This is a genomic window from Microbacterium endophyticum, assembly GCF_011047135.1.
In the GTDB taxonomy this organism is placed as follows: domain Bacteria; phylum Actinomycetota; class Actinomycetes; order Actinomycetales; family Microbacteriaceae; genus Microbacterium; species Microbacterium endophyticum.
In genome coordinates this window covers 2,544,250-2,560,432 of sequence record NZ_CP049255.1, presented here as the reverse complement: position 1 = coordinate 2,560,432, position 16,183 = coordinate 2,544,250, and the positions used below count along the sequence as shown (strand labels likewise).

General features: G+C 62.7%; 13 protein-coding genes. 10 read left to right on the top strand and 3 right to left on the bottom strand.

Annotated features, from left to right (window positions below; all coding sequences use genetic code 11):
- Positions 1 to 4 precede the first annotated feature (4 nt).
- The 5 genes from nadA to G6N83_RS11925 are packed head-to-tail and all read left to right on the top strand — an operon-like array spanning position 5 to position 5,820.
- Entirely contained in the window at positions 5 to 1,354 is a 1,350-nt protein-coding gene (gene nadA, locus G6N83_RS11945) for a quinolinate synthase NadA (protein ID WP_165142343.1), read from the top strand.
- Positions 1,351 to 2,880 (top strand): L-aspartate oxidase, encoded by a 1,530-nt coding sequence (gene nadB, locus G6N83_RS11940; protein WP_165142341.1) that lies wholly within the window; start codon positions 1,351 to 1,353, stop codon positions 2,878 to 2,880. The genes nadA and nadB overlap by 4 nt, the downstream gene beginning before the upstream one ends.
- On the top strand, positions 2,874 to 3,740 hold the full coding sequence (gene nadC / locus G6N83_RS11935; protein WP_165142339.1) for a carboxylating nicotinate-nucleotide diphosphorylase: 867 nt from the start codon (positions 2,874 to 2,876) through the stop codon (positions 3,738 to 3,740). The genes nadB and nadC overlap by 7 nt, the downstream gene beginning before the upstream one ends.
- Before the next feature lie 2 nt (positions 3,741 to 3,742).
- Positions 3,743 to 4,876 carry a cysteine desulfurase family protein gene (locus G6N83_RS11930; RefSeq protein WP_165142337.1) on the top strand — a complete coding sequence of 378 codons (1,134 nt, stop codon included), beginning with the start codon at positions 3,743 to 3,745 and terminating at the stop codon, positions 4,874 to 4,876.
- Entirely contained in the window at positions 4,873 to 5,820 is a 948-nt protein-coding gene (locus tag G6N83_RS11925; protein ID WP_165142335.1) for a glycosyltransferase family 2 protein, read from the top strand. Before G6N83_RS11930 ends, G6N83_RS11925 begins: the two co-directional genes overlap by 4 nt.
- Positions 5,821 to 5,824: 4 nt before the next feature.
- Here G6N83_RS11925 and G6N83_RS11920 read toward each other — a convergent pair whose 3' ends face one another.
- Positions 5,825 to 7,723 carry an ABC transporter ATP-binding protein gene (locus G6N83_RS11920; RefSeq protein ID WP_165142333.1) on the bottom strand — a complete coding sequence of 633 codons (1,899 nt, stop codon included), beginning with the start codon at positions 7,721 to 7,723 and terminating at the stop codon, positions 5,825 to 5,827.
- A gap of 95 nt (positions 7,724 to 7,818) precedes the next feature.
- Here G6N83_RS11920 and G6N83_RS11915 point away from each other — a divergent pair, with 95 nt between their 5' ends.
- The 4 genes from G6N83_RS11915 (at position 7,819) to G6N83_RS11900 (ending at position 11,454) form a co-directional block, all read left to right on the top strand.
- The gene (locus G6N83_RS11915; protein ID WP_165142331.1) at positions 7,819 to 8,040 is read left to right on the top strand and encodes a hypothetical protein; all 222 of its coding nucleotides are present in this window, start codon (positions 7,819 to 7,821) and stop codon (positions 8,038 to 8,040) included.
- 119 nt (positions 8,041 to 8,159) lie between these two features.
- Positions 8,160 to 9,653 carry an MDR family MFS transporter gene (locus G6N83_RS11910; RefSeq protein WP_165142329.1) on the top strand — a complete coding sequence of 498 codons (1,494 nt, stop codon included), beginning with the start codon at positions 8,160 to 8,162 and terminating at the stop codon, positions 9,651 to 9,653.
- A 361-nt stretch (positions 9,654 to 10,014) separates the two neighbouring features.
- Positions 10,015 to 11,019, top strand: a complete 1,005-nt coding sequence (locus tag G6N83_RS11905; protein ID WP_165143437.1) for a TerC family protein — start codon at positions 10,015 to 10,017, stop codon at positions 11,017 to 11,019.
- Positions 11,020 to 11,106: 87 nt separating this feature from the next.
- A complete protein-coding gene (locus G6N83_RS11900) occupies positions 11,107 to 11,454 on the top strand; it encodes a LysR family transcriptional regulator (protein ID WP_165142327.1) in 348 nt (115 codons plus the stop codon).
- A 9-nt stretch (positions 11,455 to 11,463) separates the two neighbouring features.
- On the opposite strand, the gene abc-f is transcribed toward G6N83_RS11900, so the two are convergent.
- Positions 11,464 to 13,125: a ribosomal protection-like ABC-F family protein gene (gene abc-f, locus G6N83_RS11895; RefSeq protein WP_165142325.1), complete on the bottom strand. Its 1,662-nt coding sequence runs from the start codon at positions 13,123 to 13,125 to the stop codon at positions 11,464 to 11,466.
- A 40-nt stretch (positions 13,126 to 13,165) separates the two neighbouring features.
- The gene (locus G6N83_RS11890) at positions 13,166 to 13,555 is read right to left on the bottom strand and encodes a VOC family protein (protein WP_165142323.1); all 390 of its coding nucleotides are present in this window, start codon (positions 13,553 to 13,555) and stop codon (positions 13,166 to 13,168) included.
- 183 nt (positions 13,556 to 13,738) lie between these two features.
- On the opposite strand from G6N83_RS11890, the gene uvrA reads away from it, so the two are divergent.
- The gene (gene uvrA / locus G6N83_RS11885; RefSeq protein ID WP_165142321.1) at positions 13,739 to 16,183 is read left to right on the top strand and encodes an excinuclease ABC subunit UvrA; all 2,445 of its coding nucleotides are present in this window, start codon (positions 13,739 to 13,741) and stop codon (positions 16,181 to 16,183) included.

Sequence of the window (16,183 nt, the reverse complement as noted above, 5' to 3'; positions counted from 1 at the left end):
CGCTATGACCGCCACCCCTTTGACGTTGCAGGACCGCCCCGGAGCGGCACCCATCGACCCGAGCGTCGACCATGAAATTCAGGCAATCGTCTCGGGCGACGCACGCACTGAGACCTGTAACACCGATCTTGCCGCGGGGCCGTGGAATTTCGATGTGCGCCCCGGCTACGGGCCGGGCGCATCTATGGGAGATGTGATTCCGACCGGATCGCCCCGCCAGGGCGAGCTACCCTCGGAATACCGCGAGGCATCCGAGATCGACCTGCGCGCGCGAATTGTTGCTGCAAAGCAGACGCTGGGCGATCGAGTCATGGTCTTGGGGCACTTTTATCAGCGCGAAGAAGTTATCGAGCATGCCGACTACGTGGGCGATTCGTTCCAGCTCGCGGGCGCTGCGAAGGAGCATCCCGAGGCTGAAGCGATCGTGTTTTGCGGCGTGCACTTCATGGCGGAAACCGCCGACCTTCTCTCGACCCCCGACCAGGCCGTCATCTTGCCGAACCTGGCCGCGGGATGCTCGATGGCCGATATGGCGAACATCGACCAGGTCGAAGAGTGCTGGGAAGACCTTGAAGACATCTACGGCCCGATGGATCAGCAGGATGCCGACGGACTTCTTCCTGTCATTCCCGTGACCTATATGAACTCGTCCGCGGCGATCAAGGGATTTGTGGGGCGTCATGGCGGCATCGTCTGCACCTCGTCGAACGCGCGCACCGTACTTGAGTGGGCGTTCGAGCGAGGCCGTCGCGTGCTGTTCTTTCCGGATCAGCACCTCGGTCGCAACACAGCGAAGGCGATGGGTGTCCCACTCGAGCAGATGCCGATGTGGAACCCGAATCGTGCCCTCGGCGGCAACGACGATTCGACTCTCGAAGATGCTCGCGTCATCCTGTGGCACGGTTTTTGCTCAGTGCACCGCCGCTTCACTGTGGCCCAGATAGATAAGGCCCGCGTCGACTTTCCGGGCGTGCGCGTCATCGTGCACCCGGAATGCCCGATGGACGTTGTCGATGCGGCGGATGAAGCCGGTTCGACCGACTACATCCGCAAGGCCATCGCTGCAGCAACCGAGCCGACAGTGTTTGCCGTGGGCACCGAGATCAACCTCGTACAGCGCCTCGCGGCGGAATACCCGCAGCACACGATCTTCTGCCTCGACCCGGTGGTGTGCCCGTGCTCGACGATGTACCGCATCCACCCGGGCTACCTGGCGTGGGTGCTCGAGGGATTAGTCGCCGGAGAGGTCATCAACCAGATCACCGTCCCCGCCGACGTAGCCGACCCCGCACGTGTTGCCCTGGAGCGGATGCTGGCGGCAAGGCCGATTGCAGATGGCCGGAACAAATCATGACCTCCGTGATCGTTGTGGGCAGCGGCATCGCTGGGCTCGTGACTGCGCTGCACGCAGCTGACCGCGGGCTTGAGGTTACTGTCGTCACAAAAGACGAGCTCTCTCAAGCCAACACGCGCTACGCACAGGGCGGCATCGCCGCTGTGAGTTTTGCCGACGACAGCACCGAGTCGCATATCGCCGACACGTTGACCGCGGGCGCGGGTATTGCGGACCCAGAGGCGGTGCGGGTCCTCGTTTCGGAGGGGCCCGAACGCATCCGGGAGCTCGTGCAGTGGGGCGTCGAATTTGACCGCGATACTTCCGGCGAGTTCGTCAAGGGGCTCGAGGCCGCCCATTCGTATCCGCGTGTTCTCCACGCCGGTGGCGATGCGACGGGCACCGCAATCGAGCAAGCGCTTGTCGCTCGAATTGCCGCTCGTGGAGTGCGGGTCATCGAACACGCTTTCCTCGAAGACCTCATGCTTGAACACGGCGCCGTCGTTGGAGTGACGCTCATTACCGACGACGCAACGCTGTCGCTCAGAGCGGATGCCGTTGTTCTCGCCACCGGCGGGGCCGGACGTCTTTACGCGCACACCACTAACCCGTCCGTCGCTACCGGTGACGGCATCGCGGCGGCTCTTCGCGCCGGTGCCGCCGTGACAGACATGGAGTTCGTGCAGTTTCACCCCACCGTCCTCGGTGTCGGCGAGGCATTCCTCGTGTCAGAGGCCGTGCGAGGCGAAGGTGCAACTCTCATCGATGACAACGGTTATCGCTTCTGCTTCGATTCGCACCCAGACGGCGAACTTGCTCCCCGCGACGTGGTTGCGCGCGCAATTGCCCGAAAGATGTCGGAGCAGGATGGCCGCCCGGTGCGCCTTGATGCCACCGCTCTCGGCGGTGAGTTTCTCGCCACCCGGTTTCCCACAATCGATGCGGCGGTGCACGACCGCGGACTCGACTGGGGAAAAAATCCCATTCCCGTGACACCCGCGGCGCACTACCTGATGGGCGGAATTTCCACCGACCTAGATGGGCGCACAAGCCTTGCCGGTCTCTTCGCCGTGGGCGAAGCAGCTCGCACCGGCGTACACGGCGCCAATCGCCTCGCATCCAACTCGCTACTCGAGGGTGCCGTCTTTGCGGCGCGCACGGCCGCCGCTCTCCCGCCTTCGGTTATGCCCACTTCGGGTCAGCTTCCGCACGCTCCGCGAACAGCTGATGCCGCGCCGTCTGCAGACGTTGCTGCGTCATTTCCGACATTCAGCCGTGCCGCGCTCCAGGAACTCATGTGGAATGACGCTGGATTGGTGCGCTCTGCCGCAGGACTTGAGCACGCGGCATCCGTGTTGGCGTGGTGGAGTTCGCTCGATCGCACACCCACATCCGTCGCAGCGCACGAGGACGAGAACCTGCTCCTCGTCGCACGTGCAGTTGTTGATGCCGCCCGCCGGCGCCCCGTTTCGGTCGGCGCGCATTTTCGCGTCGACTCCGCCACGGCTCAAGCGGCGCCATCATCTCGAGAGGCAGTGACATGCTGACCCGTGCTCAGATTCACACCACAGTTGCCGCGGCTCTCGCCGAGGATGCGCCCTGGGGAGACATCACGAGCGAAGCCCTCATTCCGTCATCGGCCACCGCCCGGGCCGACCTCGTGGCACGCGAACACGGCGTCTTTTCGGGAGGTGAGGTCTTCACCGCGGCTTTCATACAAACTGATCCGCGCATCGAAGTCGAGCTGCTCGTCGCAGACGGCGATACTTTCGAGCCGGGCGACATCCTCGCTCGCGTGAACGGTCCCGCTCAGGGCGTTCTCACCGGCGAGCGCATCGGCTTGAATTTTGCCCAGCGCATGTCGGGTATCGCCACATTGACGGCGACGTATGTCGCGAAGGTTTCTGGCACCAAGGCTCGGATCGTCGACACGAGAAAAACGACACCCGGGCTCCGCGCATTCGAACGCCACGCAGTGCAATCGGGTGGTGGGCACAATCATCGGTTCTCGCTGTCGGACGCCGTGATGGCAAAAGACAACCATCTTGCGGTCCTCACCGCCGGCGGTCTCGACGTCACATCCGCGTTGCGCCAGGCGATTGCACAACTCCCCCACACGACCCACGTCGAGGTCGAGGTAGACCGGCTCGATCAGATCGAAGCTGTGCTCGAAGCGGGAATCGGCACGATAATGCTCGACAACTTCTCACTCGATGACCTGCGAACCGGGATCGCCCAGGTGGCCGGTCGCGCAACCATCGAGGCATCTGGCGGCGTCTCGCTCGAAACCGTCGGCGACATTGCGGGGACGGGTGTCGATGTCATCTCGGTCGGCGCCCTTACCCACTCGGCGCGAGCGCTTGATCTCGGGCTCGACATCTCCATCAGCACCGCATCGAACGCGTAGCCATGCTTTACCTCGACAACGCGGCGACAACGCCCGTGCGCCCAGAGGTGAGAGACGCTATCTGGCCATACCTCGCGGAGTGGTTCGGTAACCCTTCCAGCCATCACACGGTCGGCGAGGCTGCGGCATCCGCTCTCGCCGATGCTCGTGCACGGGTCGCCAAGGTCGTCGGTATGCGGACGGGCGACATCGTGTTCACCTCGGGTGGCACCGAAGCGAACAACCTCGCCATCAAGGGAATCGCTGTGGCCGCGGCGTCCGCTCGTGGCGCATCGCACGTCGTGACGACAGCCATCGAGCACGAGTCGATTCTGCAGTCGGTCGACTATCTACAACGCGTTCACGGGTTCACCGCCACTCTGCTCGAGGTCGACAGTGCCGGTCGGCTCGAGGCGGCGGCACTCGCCAACGCACTCAGCGACCGCACCGCGCTTGCCGCCATCGGCTACGCCAACAATGAAGTCGGCACGGTGCAAGACACCGCGTCTCTCAGTGCGATCGCCAAGGCACACCGAATTCCCCTCCATGTCGATGCCGTGCAAGCCGCAGGTTGGCTGCCGTTGGCCGGGCTCGGCGCGGATTCGATGGCCATTGCAGGTCATAAAATTGGTGCTCCTCCTGGGACCGGCGTGCTGGCTGTTCGCGGCAGAATCCCGCTGGAGCCACTCCTCCACGGCGGCGGACAAGAGCGTGATCGCCGCTCCGGCACCGAAAATGTTGCCGGAGCCGTTGGCTTTGCACTCGCCCTAGAACTGGCGGAAGCCGAAAGAATCGAGTCAGTTCATCGTGTGGGGCACCTCCGCGATGAATTCGTGACACGGGTACTGCAGCTTGTGCCGAGCGCCCGTCTGACAGGTTCGGTCGAGCATCGCCTCGCCAACAGTGCGAGCTTTACGTTCGAAGGCACGAGCGGCGAGGCTGTGCTGCTCGAACTCGAACGCCGCGGCGTCGTGTCGTCGAGCGGATCGGCGTGTGCCGCCGGCAGTGACGAGCCCTCGCACGTGCTGTTGGCACTCGGGGTCGAGCCCGCAACAGCGCAGACTGCTGTGCGATTCACCTTCGCTCACACTCAGCACGACCCGCTCGCTCCCGTCGCCGACGCGGTCGCCGCCTCTGTTGCGCAGCTCTCAGCATGAGTCGCGCGCTCGTCACGGTCATCGTTCCCGGCTTCAACGTCGCACCCTACGCCTCCGAAGCGATCGATTCTCTCCGCGCCCAAACGATGACGGCGTGGCGGGCGATTCTCGTCGATGACGGATCAACGGATGCCACTGGCACCCGGTTCGACGAGGCCACAGCGATCGATCCCCGGTTCCGCGTCGTGCACCACCCATTCCGCCGCGGACTCGGCGCCGCACGCAATACCGGTCTCGACCTGGTCGACACCGAGTTCGTCGCGTTCCTCGACGCCGATGACGTGCTCACCGAGACGGCCTTGGAACGAATGGTTGCCACCCTCCAGCGCACGGGAAGTGATCTTGTCACCGGAGCATACGTACGGCTGCGACCGCAGCCCGACGGCACCTACCTCAGCGGCGATGTGCAGCCTTGGGTGGCAGCTGCGACATCACCCGCTCGCGACGCGGCAACACTCGTGACCCACCCCGAGGTGACGGCGAACGTTGTGGCGTGGTCAAAAGTCACTCGCGCAGCTTTGTGGGAGCGACTTTCGCTGCGCTTTCCCAACGATCAGCTCTATGAAGACCAGGCAATCGCCCAGCAGCTCTACGTGGGCGCCCGGGGGTTCGATGTCATTCCCGATGTGGTGGCGCTGTGGCGAGTCCGCGCTGATGGGTCATCGATCACGCAGGCAGAGGCGAACCTCACAGTACTGACCGCCTGCATCACCGCAATGCGTGACGGTATCGCTGTGCTCGATGCTGCCGGAAGTGTCGCAGCGGCATCCGCTCGGGTCGGTCAAATTCTGCGCATGGATGTGCCCCGCCTCGTTGAGATCGCCGGTTCTCACCCCGACCCGGTCTATCGGGCAACTCTGGGCGCATTTACTCGAGAACTCATCGCCCGAGCGCCCACTGGCGAGTCGCTCGAGAAACCGATCATCACCGCGAGCGCCTGGTAGCGGCTTAGCGTTCTTGCTCGGCGAGGGTCTCTTCATCGGCGAGCACGCGTGATGAGGCGAGCTGCTCCGCCACGAGATCGGCGTAAAGACCGCCCTCGGCAAGAAGCTGCGCGTGAGTGCCGCTCTCGACGATATGCCCGTGATCGACCACGTGAATGAGGTCGGCTCCGATGACGGTCGAAAGCCGGTGAGCGATTGTGATCGTGGTGCGGCCGTTCGCTGCGGCATCCAATGCTTCTTGCACGATGCGTTCCGACACCGTGTCGAGGGCCGATGTCGCCTCGTCAAGCAGCAGCACTGGTGGGTCTTTCAGCAGAACGCGGGCGATGGCGATGCGCTGCTTTTCGCCACCAGAGAGGCGATAGCCGCGCTCGCCGACAATGGTGTCGTAACCCTGCTCGAATGTTTCGATGACGTGATGGATGCTGGCGGCACGGCACGCCTCGATGAGCTCTTCATCGGTGGCATCGGGCTTCGCATACCGCAGGTTGTCGGCGATGCTGGCGTGAAAAAGGTACGTCTCTTGAGACACGATGCCGACGTGCTCGATGATCGAGTGCTGTTTGACGCGACGTACATCGCTGCCCGCAAACAGCACAGTGCCGCTCGTGGCCTCGTAGAGCCGCGACGCAAGCGAGAGGACTGTCGATTTTCCCGCTCCCGACGGGCCGACAAGAGCGACATGGGCTCCCGGTTCGGCGATGAAAGACACACCGTTGAGTGTCGCCGTCGACTCGTTTGACGCGTCACTGTAGCGAAACTCGACGTCGCGAAACTCCACTCGACCCATGGGCCCCGGCCCATCGGCGACATCCGTTGCATCCGGCGCATCGACGATCGACGGCTTCAGGTCGAGATACTCGAAAATACGCGCGAAAAGCGCTGTCGATGTCTGCACATCAAGGCTCACTCGCATGAGGCCCATCAGCGGCTGCAGCAAACGCGCTTGCACCGTCGTGAACGCGACGATCGTGCCCGCGGTGAGACCGCTAGATCCCCCATCGAGAAGCAAACCCGCCACCAGATAGATGACGGCCGGAACACTCGACATCACCACCATGACGATCGCGAAGAACCCCTGGCCACTCATGGCGCGGCGCACCTGCAGTCGAATCTGGTTGGAATTCTCTGACGAATAACGTGTTGATTCTGCCTGCTGACGGTTGAAAGACTTCGACAGCAGAATGCCGGAAACGCTCAGTGTCTCTTGAGTGATCGCCGTGAGCTCAGAAAGCGACTCTTGCGTCTGGGTCGCAATCCGCGCCCGCACCTGCCCGACCCGCCGCTGGATCACCGCGAGTATCGGCATGAGCACGACAGCGACGATCGTCAAGCGCCAGTCGATCAGAATCATTGCGACAAGCGAAGCGATGACAGTCACGGTGTTGCCGAGGATGCTCGTCACCGCGTTCGTGAGTACGTCAGAGACACCGCCCACATCGTTTTGCAGACGTGACTGGATGACACCCGTCTTGGTGCGAGTGAAAAAGCTCAGTTCCATCTCTTGCAGCCGGTCGAAAAGACGCTGACGAAGATCGCCGGTGACCTGGTTACCGACCGTTGAGGTCAGCCACGTCTGGCCCACACCGAGCACGGCTGACAAAAAGAAGAGTCCCACCATGATGCTGACCAGGCGCACGAGTAGTGGCACGTCAGGTCCACCCGTGGTCGGAAAAAGCGCGTCATCGAACACGCGCTCAACCAGAAGCGGAGGGATGACGGCGACACCGGCGCCGACCAGCACGAGAACGACGGTGAATGACAACTTTGCGCGGTATGCACTGAAGAGGGCGATGACTCGTCGACCAAGATTGGGGATGCGAGGCGCCGAAGCATTGAGTTCCTTTTGCGCAGAGACGTATACGCCTCTGAATCCTCCGCCGTGACCGCCTGGTCCACTCATAAAATCTCCTCGCGTACCCGCATGTCCGCTTTACATGTCACACTACATGCGTTTTAGAGCGCGGGGCTCGAGGATGGTTGCTTTAGAGTTGTGGGATGACAACGACGCCCGAGCATCCCGCCCATGACGGATCCGATCTTGCCGAACTTCGCAAGGTCATCGATGAACTCGCGAGCAAGTCAACAGAGTCTTTGATCGATCCGGAACCTGCGGCGCTGCGAGAAGCCGAGGGTGAGCCACACCCAACCGAAGCAATCGGCTCCACGAATTGGAATCGCGCTGACCCGCACCCCGACACGGAATCAGACGAAAACTAGATTTCACTGAAGTTTTGTCCCCTCGACGGAATGCCGTCGGGGGGACAATTGTTTGACCAGATGTTGCGCACACGCAGCAGTACTCGATGCGCCACGCCGCATCTTTGACGAGGAGACCCATGGCTTCCCCCGCCACCGCCACCACCCCAACTGCCCCGCCGGAGGTTGTGACGCCCGAGGCAACACGCCTCATCTGGCTACTTCTGACCGCCGCGTTCGTCGCTATCTTGAACGAAACGACGATGAGCATCGCGATCCCGCACCTCATTGATGACTTCGGGATCACGGCTGTCGCCGCGCAGTGGCTCACGACGGCATTCATGCTCACGATGGCAGTGGTTATCCCGATCACAGGGTTCCTGCTGCAGCGTTTCACGACGCGCGCCGTCTTCATCGCGGCCATGAGCCTCTTCTCAGCGGGCACGACGATTGCGCTTTTTGCGCCAACCTTCGAGTTCTTGCTGGCAGCACGCGTGGTGCAAGCGTCCGGTACCGCGATCATGATGCCACTACTCATGACGACACTGATGACGGTCATTCCGGCACACGCACGCGGGCGGATGATGGGTCGCGTCAGCATCGTGATTGCTTTCGCACCGGCGATTGGGCCGACACTGTCCGGTCTTATCCTCGACACACTTTCGTGGCGCTGGATCTTCGGCATCATTTTGCCTATTGCCCTCGCATCTCTTTTTGTCGGCTCGCGCTGGATTCGCAACATTGGCGAGACGCGTCGCGCCCCCATCGACGTTCCCTCGGTCATCCTCTCGGCGTTCGGTTTCGGTGGGCTCGTGTTCGGACTCAGCCAGATCGGCGGCGCCGAAGCTCACGGTGGCGATTCGGCGGCAGCATCCGCCAGCACAGCTTCACTGGTCATCTCGCTCGCGATCGGCGTGATCTCGCTCGGCATCTTCGTGTGGCGACAGTTGCGACTGCAGCGCACCGATAACGCACTTATGGACATGCGCGTCTTTCGCGTCTCCAACTTCACGCTGTGCGTGATCTATCTCGCCGTAATGTCAATGGCGTTCTTCGGAGCAATCACCATCCTTCCCCTCTATGCGCAGGGCCCTCTCGGCATGAGTGCTCTCGATTCGGGCCTGATTGTGCTTCCCGGCGCGATCGCCATGGGGCTCGCGGCACCCGTCGTCGGACGTCTCTACGACCGCTGGGGAACCAAGCCGCTGTTGATCCCCGGGGCGATACTCATCGTCGGAACACTGTGGACGTTCACAACCCTCACCGACTCGACGCCGGTATGGTTCCTCGTTCTCGCCCAGGGTCTTCTTTCGGTCGGGCTCGCCCTGTCGTTCACGCCGCTGTTCACTGCGTCGCTCGGTTCATTGAATCCGAAGATGTACTCGTACGGCAGTGCGGTAGTGAATACCATTCAGCAGGTAGCCGGCGCCGCCGGTATCGCAGTGATGATCACCGTCATGTCGTCGGTGTCAGCATCCGAAATTGCCGCGGGAGCGACCGAATCTGCAGCGGGTGCCGCAGGCACGCGGGCCGCGTTCTTCATCTCAGCCGCGATCGCGACTTTGCTGCTGGTCGGAGCGCCTCTTATCAAGAAGCCCGCCGACAACGATTCAGCGCCCGTCGTCGGTCACTGAATCAGGCTCCGGGGATGCCGCAGGTATCCCCGGAGCAACAGGTGCCCTCAGATTCGAGGAGTTCGAGTAGCGGCTTCTGGCCTTCAGGAGAGGTCGATACGAGCGGCTGAAGAGGCGTCACGTTTTCGGACATCCATCCAGCTTAGACACTTCTCCCAGATAAGGGCCAGTTTCGCGTTCAGCTGTCTGCGAGCGAAATCGCATCACACATCATCCCCTATTATGGGAAGTCCAAGGGGAGTACTCCGAGACAGTCGGCTCGTCAATACGGATGCGTTCGCATCCCGGGCCACCGGTTCTTGATTTCAAGAATGGAAGAGACCTTGGCGCTGATAACCTCACGCCACGCTTGGAGTACCTCTTGAACATCACCCCGCTTGTCTGGATCATTACGATCGCCGTGACGATCGCGTTCTTCGTCTACGAATTCTTCGTTCATGTGCGAAAGCCCCACGAGCCGACGATCGGTGAGTCGGCGCGCTGGTCGGCCTTCTACATCGGACTCGCGCTACTCTTCGGCGTCGGCATCGGCGTCTTTTCAGGGTGGACTTTTGGCGGCGAATATTTCGCCGGATATCTCACTGAGAAGGCGTTGTCGATCGACAACCTTTTCGTCTTCCTCATCATCATGACGGGCTTTGCCGTACCGAAGATCTATCAGCAGAAGGTGCTGATGATCGGCATCATCATCGCGCTGATCCTCCGTGGCATCTTCATTGCTGCCGGTGCAGCACTCATCGAGAACTACTCCTGGGTCTTTTACATCTTCGGCGGTTTCCTGCTCTACCTCGCGGTACAACAGGCGCGAGGTAGCCACGAAAGCGACCCGGCGAACGGCATCTTCATGCGCTTTGTTCGCCGAATCCTGCCCGTCACCGACGAATATCACGGCGACAGGCTGACAGTTCGTAAAAACGGACGCCGCTGGGTGACACCGCTTTTTCTCACGATCATTGCCATCGGTTTCATCGACCTCGTCTTCGCGCTGGATTCGATTCCCGCGATCTACGGCCTCACATCAGAGGCCTACATCGTCTTTACCGCAAACGCGTTCGCGCTCATGGGGCTGCGCCAGCTCTACTTCCTGATCGGTGGCCTCCTTGAGCGTCTGGTGTATCTCGCGCAGGGACTCGCCGTCATCCTCGCGTTCATCGGTGTGAAGCTCGTACTGCACGCCCTGCACGTCAATGAGCTGCCATTCATCAACGGTGGGCAACACGTGGAATGGGCGCCCGAAATCCCGATCTGGTTCTCGCTGCTGTTCATCGGCGCAACGATCACCGTGGCAACCGTCGCGAGTCTCCTCAAGACGCGCGGCGATCGCCGCGCGGAGACAGCACATCTCGGCGCTCCCGACGCCGAGTAGGGCCGCGTGAGCTGTGGCGCCTATCCTGGAATGATGGGTAGGCGCCATCCCCGCTGCTCGATCCGCGCGCACTGACGAAAGGCATCCGTGAACATCACCCAGCTTCAGCGTTTTGTCGCGGTAGCCGAAGAACTGCACTTTCCGCGCACAGCTCAGGCGCTGAACATTCCGCTCCCCTCGCTCTACACCTCGATTGAGAAGCTCGAGGCTGAGATCGGGCATCCGCTCTTCACCACTGAGCAGGGCAAGACTGCACTAACTCAGGCAGGAATTTTGCTGCTCGCCGACGCGAAAGAAGAGATTGCAGCGGCCCCCGCTCCTGCTGAGAAACCGAAGGTGCCCGCAGGCGGTAAAGCGAAAGCTTCGAAGGGTAAAGGACGCGCGCCCGTAGTCAAGGGCCAGCCCAAGCCCTACAAGAAGCGCCAGGGCCGCTAAAAAGCCTGCTTAAAGCTCAGAAACGCGGCCTGCCTCGACACGCCAGCGGCGGTCGATACGCACAGTGTCGAGCATCCGCCGGTCGTGTGTGACGAGTAGCAGTGTGCCTTCGTAGGACTCAAGCGCCTGCTCAAGCTGCTCGATAGCGACGAGGTCGAGGTGGTTTGTGGGCTCATCGAGCACGAGCAGGTTGATGCCTTCTGCCTGCAATAGTGCAAGGCCCGCCCGCGTGCGCTCACCCGGTGAGAGCTCGTTGGCAGGCCGATTCACGTGATCGGCTTTGAGGCCGAACTTGGCAAGGAGCGTGCGCACTTCGCCAGATGCCATCGACGGCACAAGATCTTCGAAGGCCGCCGCGAGTGGCTGTGTGCCCGAAAGCTTCGAGCGCGCCTGGTCGATCTCTCCAATTTGCACGCTCGAGCCGAGGCTCGCCGTTCCCTCGGTCGGCGCTTGCCGACCGAGCAAAGCGCGAAGCAGCGTCGATTTACCGGCGCCGTTCGGCCCCGTGATACCGATGCGCTCCCCCGAGTTGACTTGAAGAGAAACTGGACCCAGCGTGAAATCGCCCTGCGTGAGGACTGCCGAGCTGAGCGTCGACACGACGGAGCCCGAACGCGGAGCCGCACCGATCGTGAATTCGAGATGCCACTCCTTGCGCGGCTCTTCGACCTCGTCGAGCCGAGCGATGCGGCTTTCCATCTGGCGCACCTTCTGGGCTTGCTTTTCGCTCGATTCCACCGACGCTTTGCGCCGGATCTTGTCGTTGTCGGGCGACTTCTTCATCGCGTTGCGAACGCCCTGGCTCGACCACTCGCGCTGAGTTCGGGCGCGAGAAACAAGATCAGCCTTTTTGTCAGCGAACTCGTCGTACTTCTCGCGGGCATGACGGCGCACGGTTGCGCGCTCTTCGAGATACGCGTCGTATCCGCCGCCGAAAACGCGGTTCGAATTCTGCGCCAGGTCGAGTTCCAGTACCCGCGTGACACAGCGTGCGAGAAACTCACGGTCGTGGCTGACCAGCACCACGCCGCCGCGCAGTTGCCGCACAAAGGTTTCGAGGCGTTCGAGCCCATCGAGGTCGAGGTCATTGGTGGGTTCATCGAGCAGCACGATGTCGAAGCGGGAGAGCAGCAGCGCCGCAAGTCCCACCCGAGCAGCTTGGCCACCCGAAAGTGACGTCATCTCCGCATGTTCAAAACCTGCGGCGGCGAGCCCGAGGTCCGCGAGCACAACAGGGAGGCGCTCATCGAGGTCGGCGGCGCCGCTTGCAAGCCAACGCTCAAGAGCCGCTGAGTACACATCGGCCGGGTCGGGGCCGCTGCCCGCCGAGAGTGATGTGTCGCCGAGGGCTGTGGCTGCGGCATCCATCTCTGTCGTCGCCTCTGCGCACCCCGTGCGGCGTGCGATGTATTCCGAGACCGTCTCGCCGACCATGCGCTCATGCTCTTGCGGCAACCAACCCACGAACGCGTCGGCCGGCTGCAGCGTCACGGTTCCGGCCTGCGGCGCGTCGATGCCAGCGAGCAACCGGAGCAGCGTCGACTTGCCTGCGCCGTTCGCGCCGACGACCCCCACAACGTCGCCCGGAGCAACTGTGAGTTCAAGCGAGTCGAAGAGCGTGCGATGGCCGTACCCGCCAGCGATTCCATGGGCGACGAGTGTTGCGGTCATCCCTCAATCTTCGCATCCACTCCTTCGCCCAAGCACCTACTCACGCGGGGCTGTTGAGCTGGATGAGGTTGCCGCACGTGTCATCGAGAATTGCAGTGGTCACTGGCCCCATCGCCGTCGGCGGCTGCACGAACGTTACCCCGGCCGCTTCGAGTTCACCGTGGGTCGCATACACGTCGTCGACGGCGAAGGACGTATACGGGATGCCGTCGTCCAGCAGCGCTTTTTTGAACACCTGCGCCGCGGGGTGAGCATCGGGCTCAAGGAGAAGCTCGACACCGTCTGGCTCGTTCGCACCGACGACAGTGAGCCAGCGGAACTCCCCCAGGTCAATGTCGGTTTTCACGACGAATCCGAGCTTCTCCGTATAGAACGCGAGCGCCTTGGCTTGATCATCGACCATGACGCTCGTGACATTGATCTTCGGCATGACTTCTTCTTCCTCTAGATCTTGGTCGCCATCATCTCGCGTGCTGTTGCAGATTGTCGATAGCGTTCTGCGACCGCACACACTACCCGCCTCCGCAACCCTCGGGGCCGTTTTCTATTCACGCGTATCGTGGGGCGCTGTGTTCGAAACGAGCGCACCCGAAGCAACGAGAACGGTGACTGGATGAACCCCGACGACCACGACGGCTGGGTGCGCGTTCGCGGCGCCCGCGAGCACAATCTGCAGAACATCGACATTGATGTTCCCCGCGATTGCATGGTCGTCTTCACCGGGGTCTCCGGCTCCGGCAAGTCGTCGCTGGCGTTCGGCACGCTCTATGCCGAGGCGCAGCGCCGCTACTTCGAGTCCGTCGCGCCCTATGCTCGTCGCCTCCTTAACCAGGTCGGTGCCCCTGAGGTCGATGAGATCACGGGTCTTCCCCCGGCGGTCGCTCTGCAGCAGCGCCGCGGCGCCCCGAGCTCTCGCTCGACGGTCGGCACGATTACCACCCTCTCCAACCTGCTGCGCATGCTTTACTCCCGCGCGGGCACGTACCCCGAGGGCGCGGGGCACCTTTCGGCAGAGGCCTTCTCCCCCAACACCGCGGCCGGTGCATGCCCGCGCTGCCAGGGACTTGGCACCGTGCACGACGTCACCGAAGAACTCCTCGTTCCCGATACGTCGCTCAGCATCCGCGAAGGCGCAATCGCTGCGTGGCCCGGCGCGTGGCAGGGCGCCAATCTCCGCAGCATTGTGCGGGGCCTCGACATCGACATCGAGAAGCCCTGGCGCGCGCTCCCCCGCAAAAACCGTGACTGGCTGCTCTACACCGACGAGCAGCCCTCCGTGCTCATCAAACCCGAAGAGGGCCGCGTCGACCACGGGTACTACGGCAAGTTCTGGAGCGCTCGCAAGCACGTCATGCATGTGCTCTCGTCGTCTCAAAGCGACCGGATGCGGGAGCGCGCTCTCCGCTTCGTGCAAAGCATGTCGTGCCCCGAGTGCGGCGGTAGTGGCCTGCGTGCCGAGGCACGTGCGGTGACGTACGCCGACCGCACGATCGCCGAGATGAACGCTGTACCGCTTGCCGAGCTCGCGGGTGAACTGAAGCGCGGCGTCGGCGCGGGCGCCGGGGCATCCGCTGGAGACAACAGCGAGGCTGCCGAACGGATCGCTGCCGACGTCATTTCGCGCGTCGATGTTTTGCTCAACCTGGGCCTCGGATACCTCAGCCTCGGCCGCAACTCCACCACGCTGTCGCCCGGCGAAGCGCAGCGCCTACGCATCGCAACTCAGTTGCGCTCCGGACTTTTCGGGGTGGTTTATGTGCTCGACGAACCGTCTGCGGGGCTGCATCCGGCCGACGCCAAGCCGCTGCTCGAAGTGCTCGACCGGCTCAAAGCGTCGGGCAACTCGCTCTTTGTCGTCGAGCACGACCTCGATGTGATCCGTCGTGCCGACTGGGTTGTCGACATCGGACCCGCAGCGGGTGAAGGCGGCGGCCACGTGGTCTACTCAGGGCCGGTCGACGGGATGCGTGAAGCCACAAACTCCGTCACCGCGCGCTACCTCTTCCCCACGGCTTCGGCACCAGAGCATGAGCCTCGCACACCGACCGGGTGGCTGCGACTCGATGGCATCACGCGGCACAACCTGCGAGAGACGTCGGTCGAAGTGCCGCTCGGTGTGATGACGGCTGTCACCGGTGTTTCGGGCTCGGGCAAGTCGACGCTCGTCACCCAGGTGCTCGCCCATGTCGTTCGCGATCGTTTGGGCACAACACCCGAAGACCCGGATGAAGCGGTGCTCGATCTCGATGTGCACAACGTCTCGGGCGCTGAAGCTTTCGATCGGCTCGTCGTGGTGGATCAGCGCCCGATCGGCCGCACCCCACGCTCGAACCTTGCCACCTACACCGGCATGTTCGACACAGTGCGAAAGCTCTTCGCGGCTACCGATGAAGCAAAATCTCGCGGCTACAACGCTGGTCGCTTCTCGTTTAACGTTGCGGGTGGACGATGCGAGACCTGCCAGGGCGAGGGATTCGTCTCGGTCGAACTCATGTTCTTACCCGGCACGTATGCCGCATGCCACACCTGCCACGGAGCCCGCTACAACGCGGAGACCCTCGAGGTGACGTACCGCGACAAATCGATTGCGGATGTCTTGGGCATGACAGTGAAGGATGCCGCAGTGTTCTTCGCCGATGTGCCCGCGGCCTCCCGCAGCCTCGAAACGCTGAGTGATGTCGGCCTCGGATACCTGCGGCTTGGCCAGCCCGCGACCGAGCTGAGCGGCGGCGAAGCCCAGCGCATCAAACTCGCCACCGAGCTACAGCGTGCGCACCGCGGCCACACGCTCTACCTGCTTGACGAGCCGACCTCCGGCCTGCACCCGGCCGATGTTGAGCTGCTGCTCGACCAACTGCAACAGCTCGTGGATGCCGGCAACACCGTCGTTCTCGTCGAGCACGACCAGTCAGCAATCACCGCGAGCGACTGGATGATCGACATGGGTCCCGGTGGCGGCGATGTGGGCGGCCAAGTGGTCACCACAGGTACACCTCGGGACGTTGCGCGCGGCGAGGGTGCGACGGCGGAGCACCTTGCGATGTGGCTCGGGCGCTAG

Bases quoted from the DNA above. Each gene is read 5' to 3' on its own strand.
- nadA (WP_165142343.1), top strand. From the start codon at position 5: ATGACCGCCACCCCTTTGACGTTGCAGGACCGCCCCGGAGCGGCACCC.
- nadB (WP_165142341.1), top strand. From the start codon at position 1,351: ATGACCTCCGTGATCGTTGTGGGCAGCGGCATCGCTGGGCTCGTGACT.
- nadC (WP_165142339.1), top strand. From the start codon at position 2,874: ATGCTGACCCGTGCTCAGATTCACACCACAGTTGCCGCGGCTCTCGCC.
- G6N83_RS11930 (WP_165142337.1), top strand. From the start codon at position 3,743: ATGCTTTACCTCGACAACGCGGCGACAACGCCCGTGCGCCCAGAGGTG.
- G6N83_RS11925 (WP_165142335.1), top strand. From the start codon at position 4,873: ATGAGTCGCGCGCTCGTCACGGTCATCGTTCCCGGCTTCAACGTCGCA.
- G6N83_RS11920 (WP_165142333.1), bottom strand. From the start codon at position 7,723: ATGAGTGGACCAGGCGGTCACGGCGGAGGATTCAGAGGCGTATACGTC.
- G6N83_RS11915 (WP_165142331.1), top strand. From the start codon at position 7,819: ATGACAACGACGCCCGAGCATCCCGCCCATGACGGATCCGATCTTGCC.
- G6N83_RS11910 (WP_165142329.1), top strand. From the start codon at position 8,160: ATGGCTTCCCCCGCCACCGCCACCACCCCAACTGCCCCGCCGGAGGTT.
- abc-f (WP_165142325.1), bottom strand. From the start codon at position 13,125: ATGACCGCAACACTCGTCGCCCATGGAATCGCTGGCGGGTACGGCCAT.
- G6N83_RS11890 (WP_165142323.1), bottom strand. From the start codon at position 13,555: ATGCCGAAGATCAATGTCACGAGCGTCATGGTCGATGATCAAGCCAAG.
- uvrA (WP_165142321.1), top strand. From the start codon at position 13,739: ATGAACCCCGACGACCACGACGGCTGGGTGCGCGTTCGCGGCGCCCGC.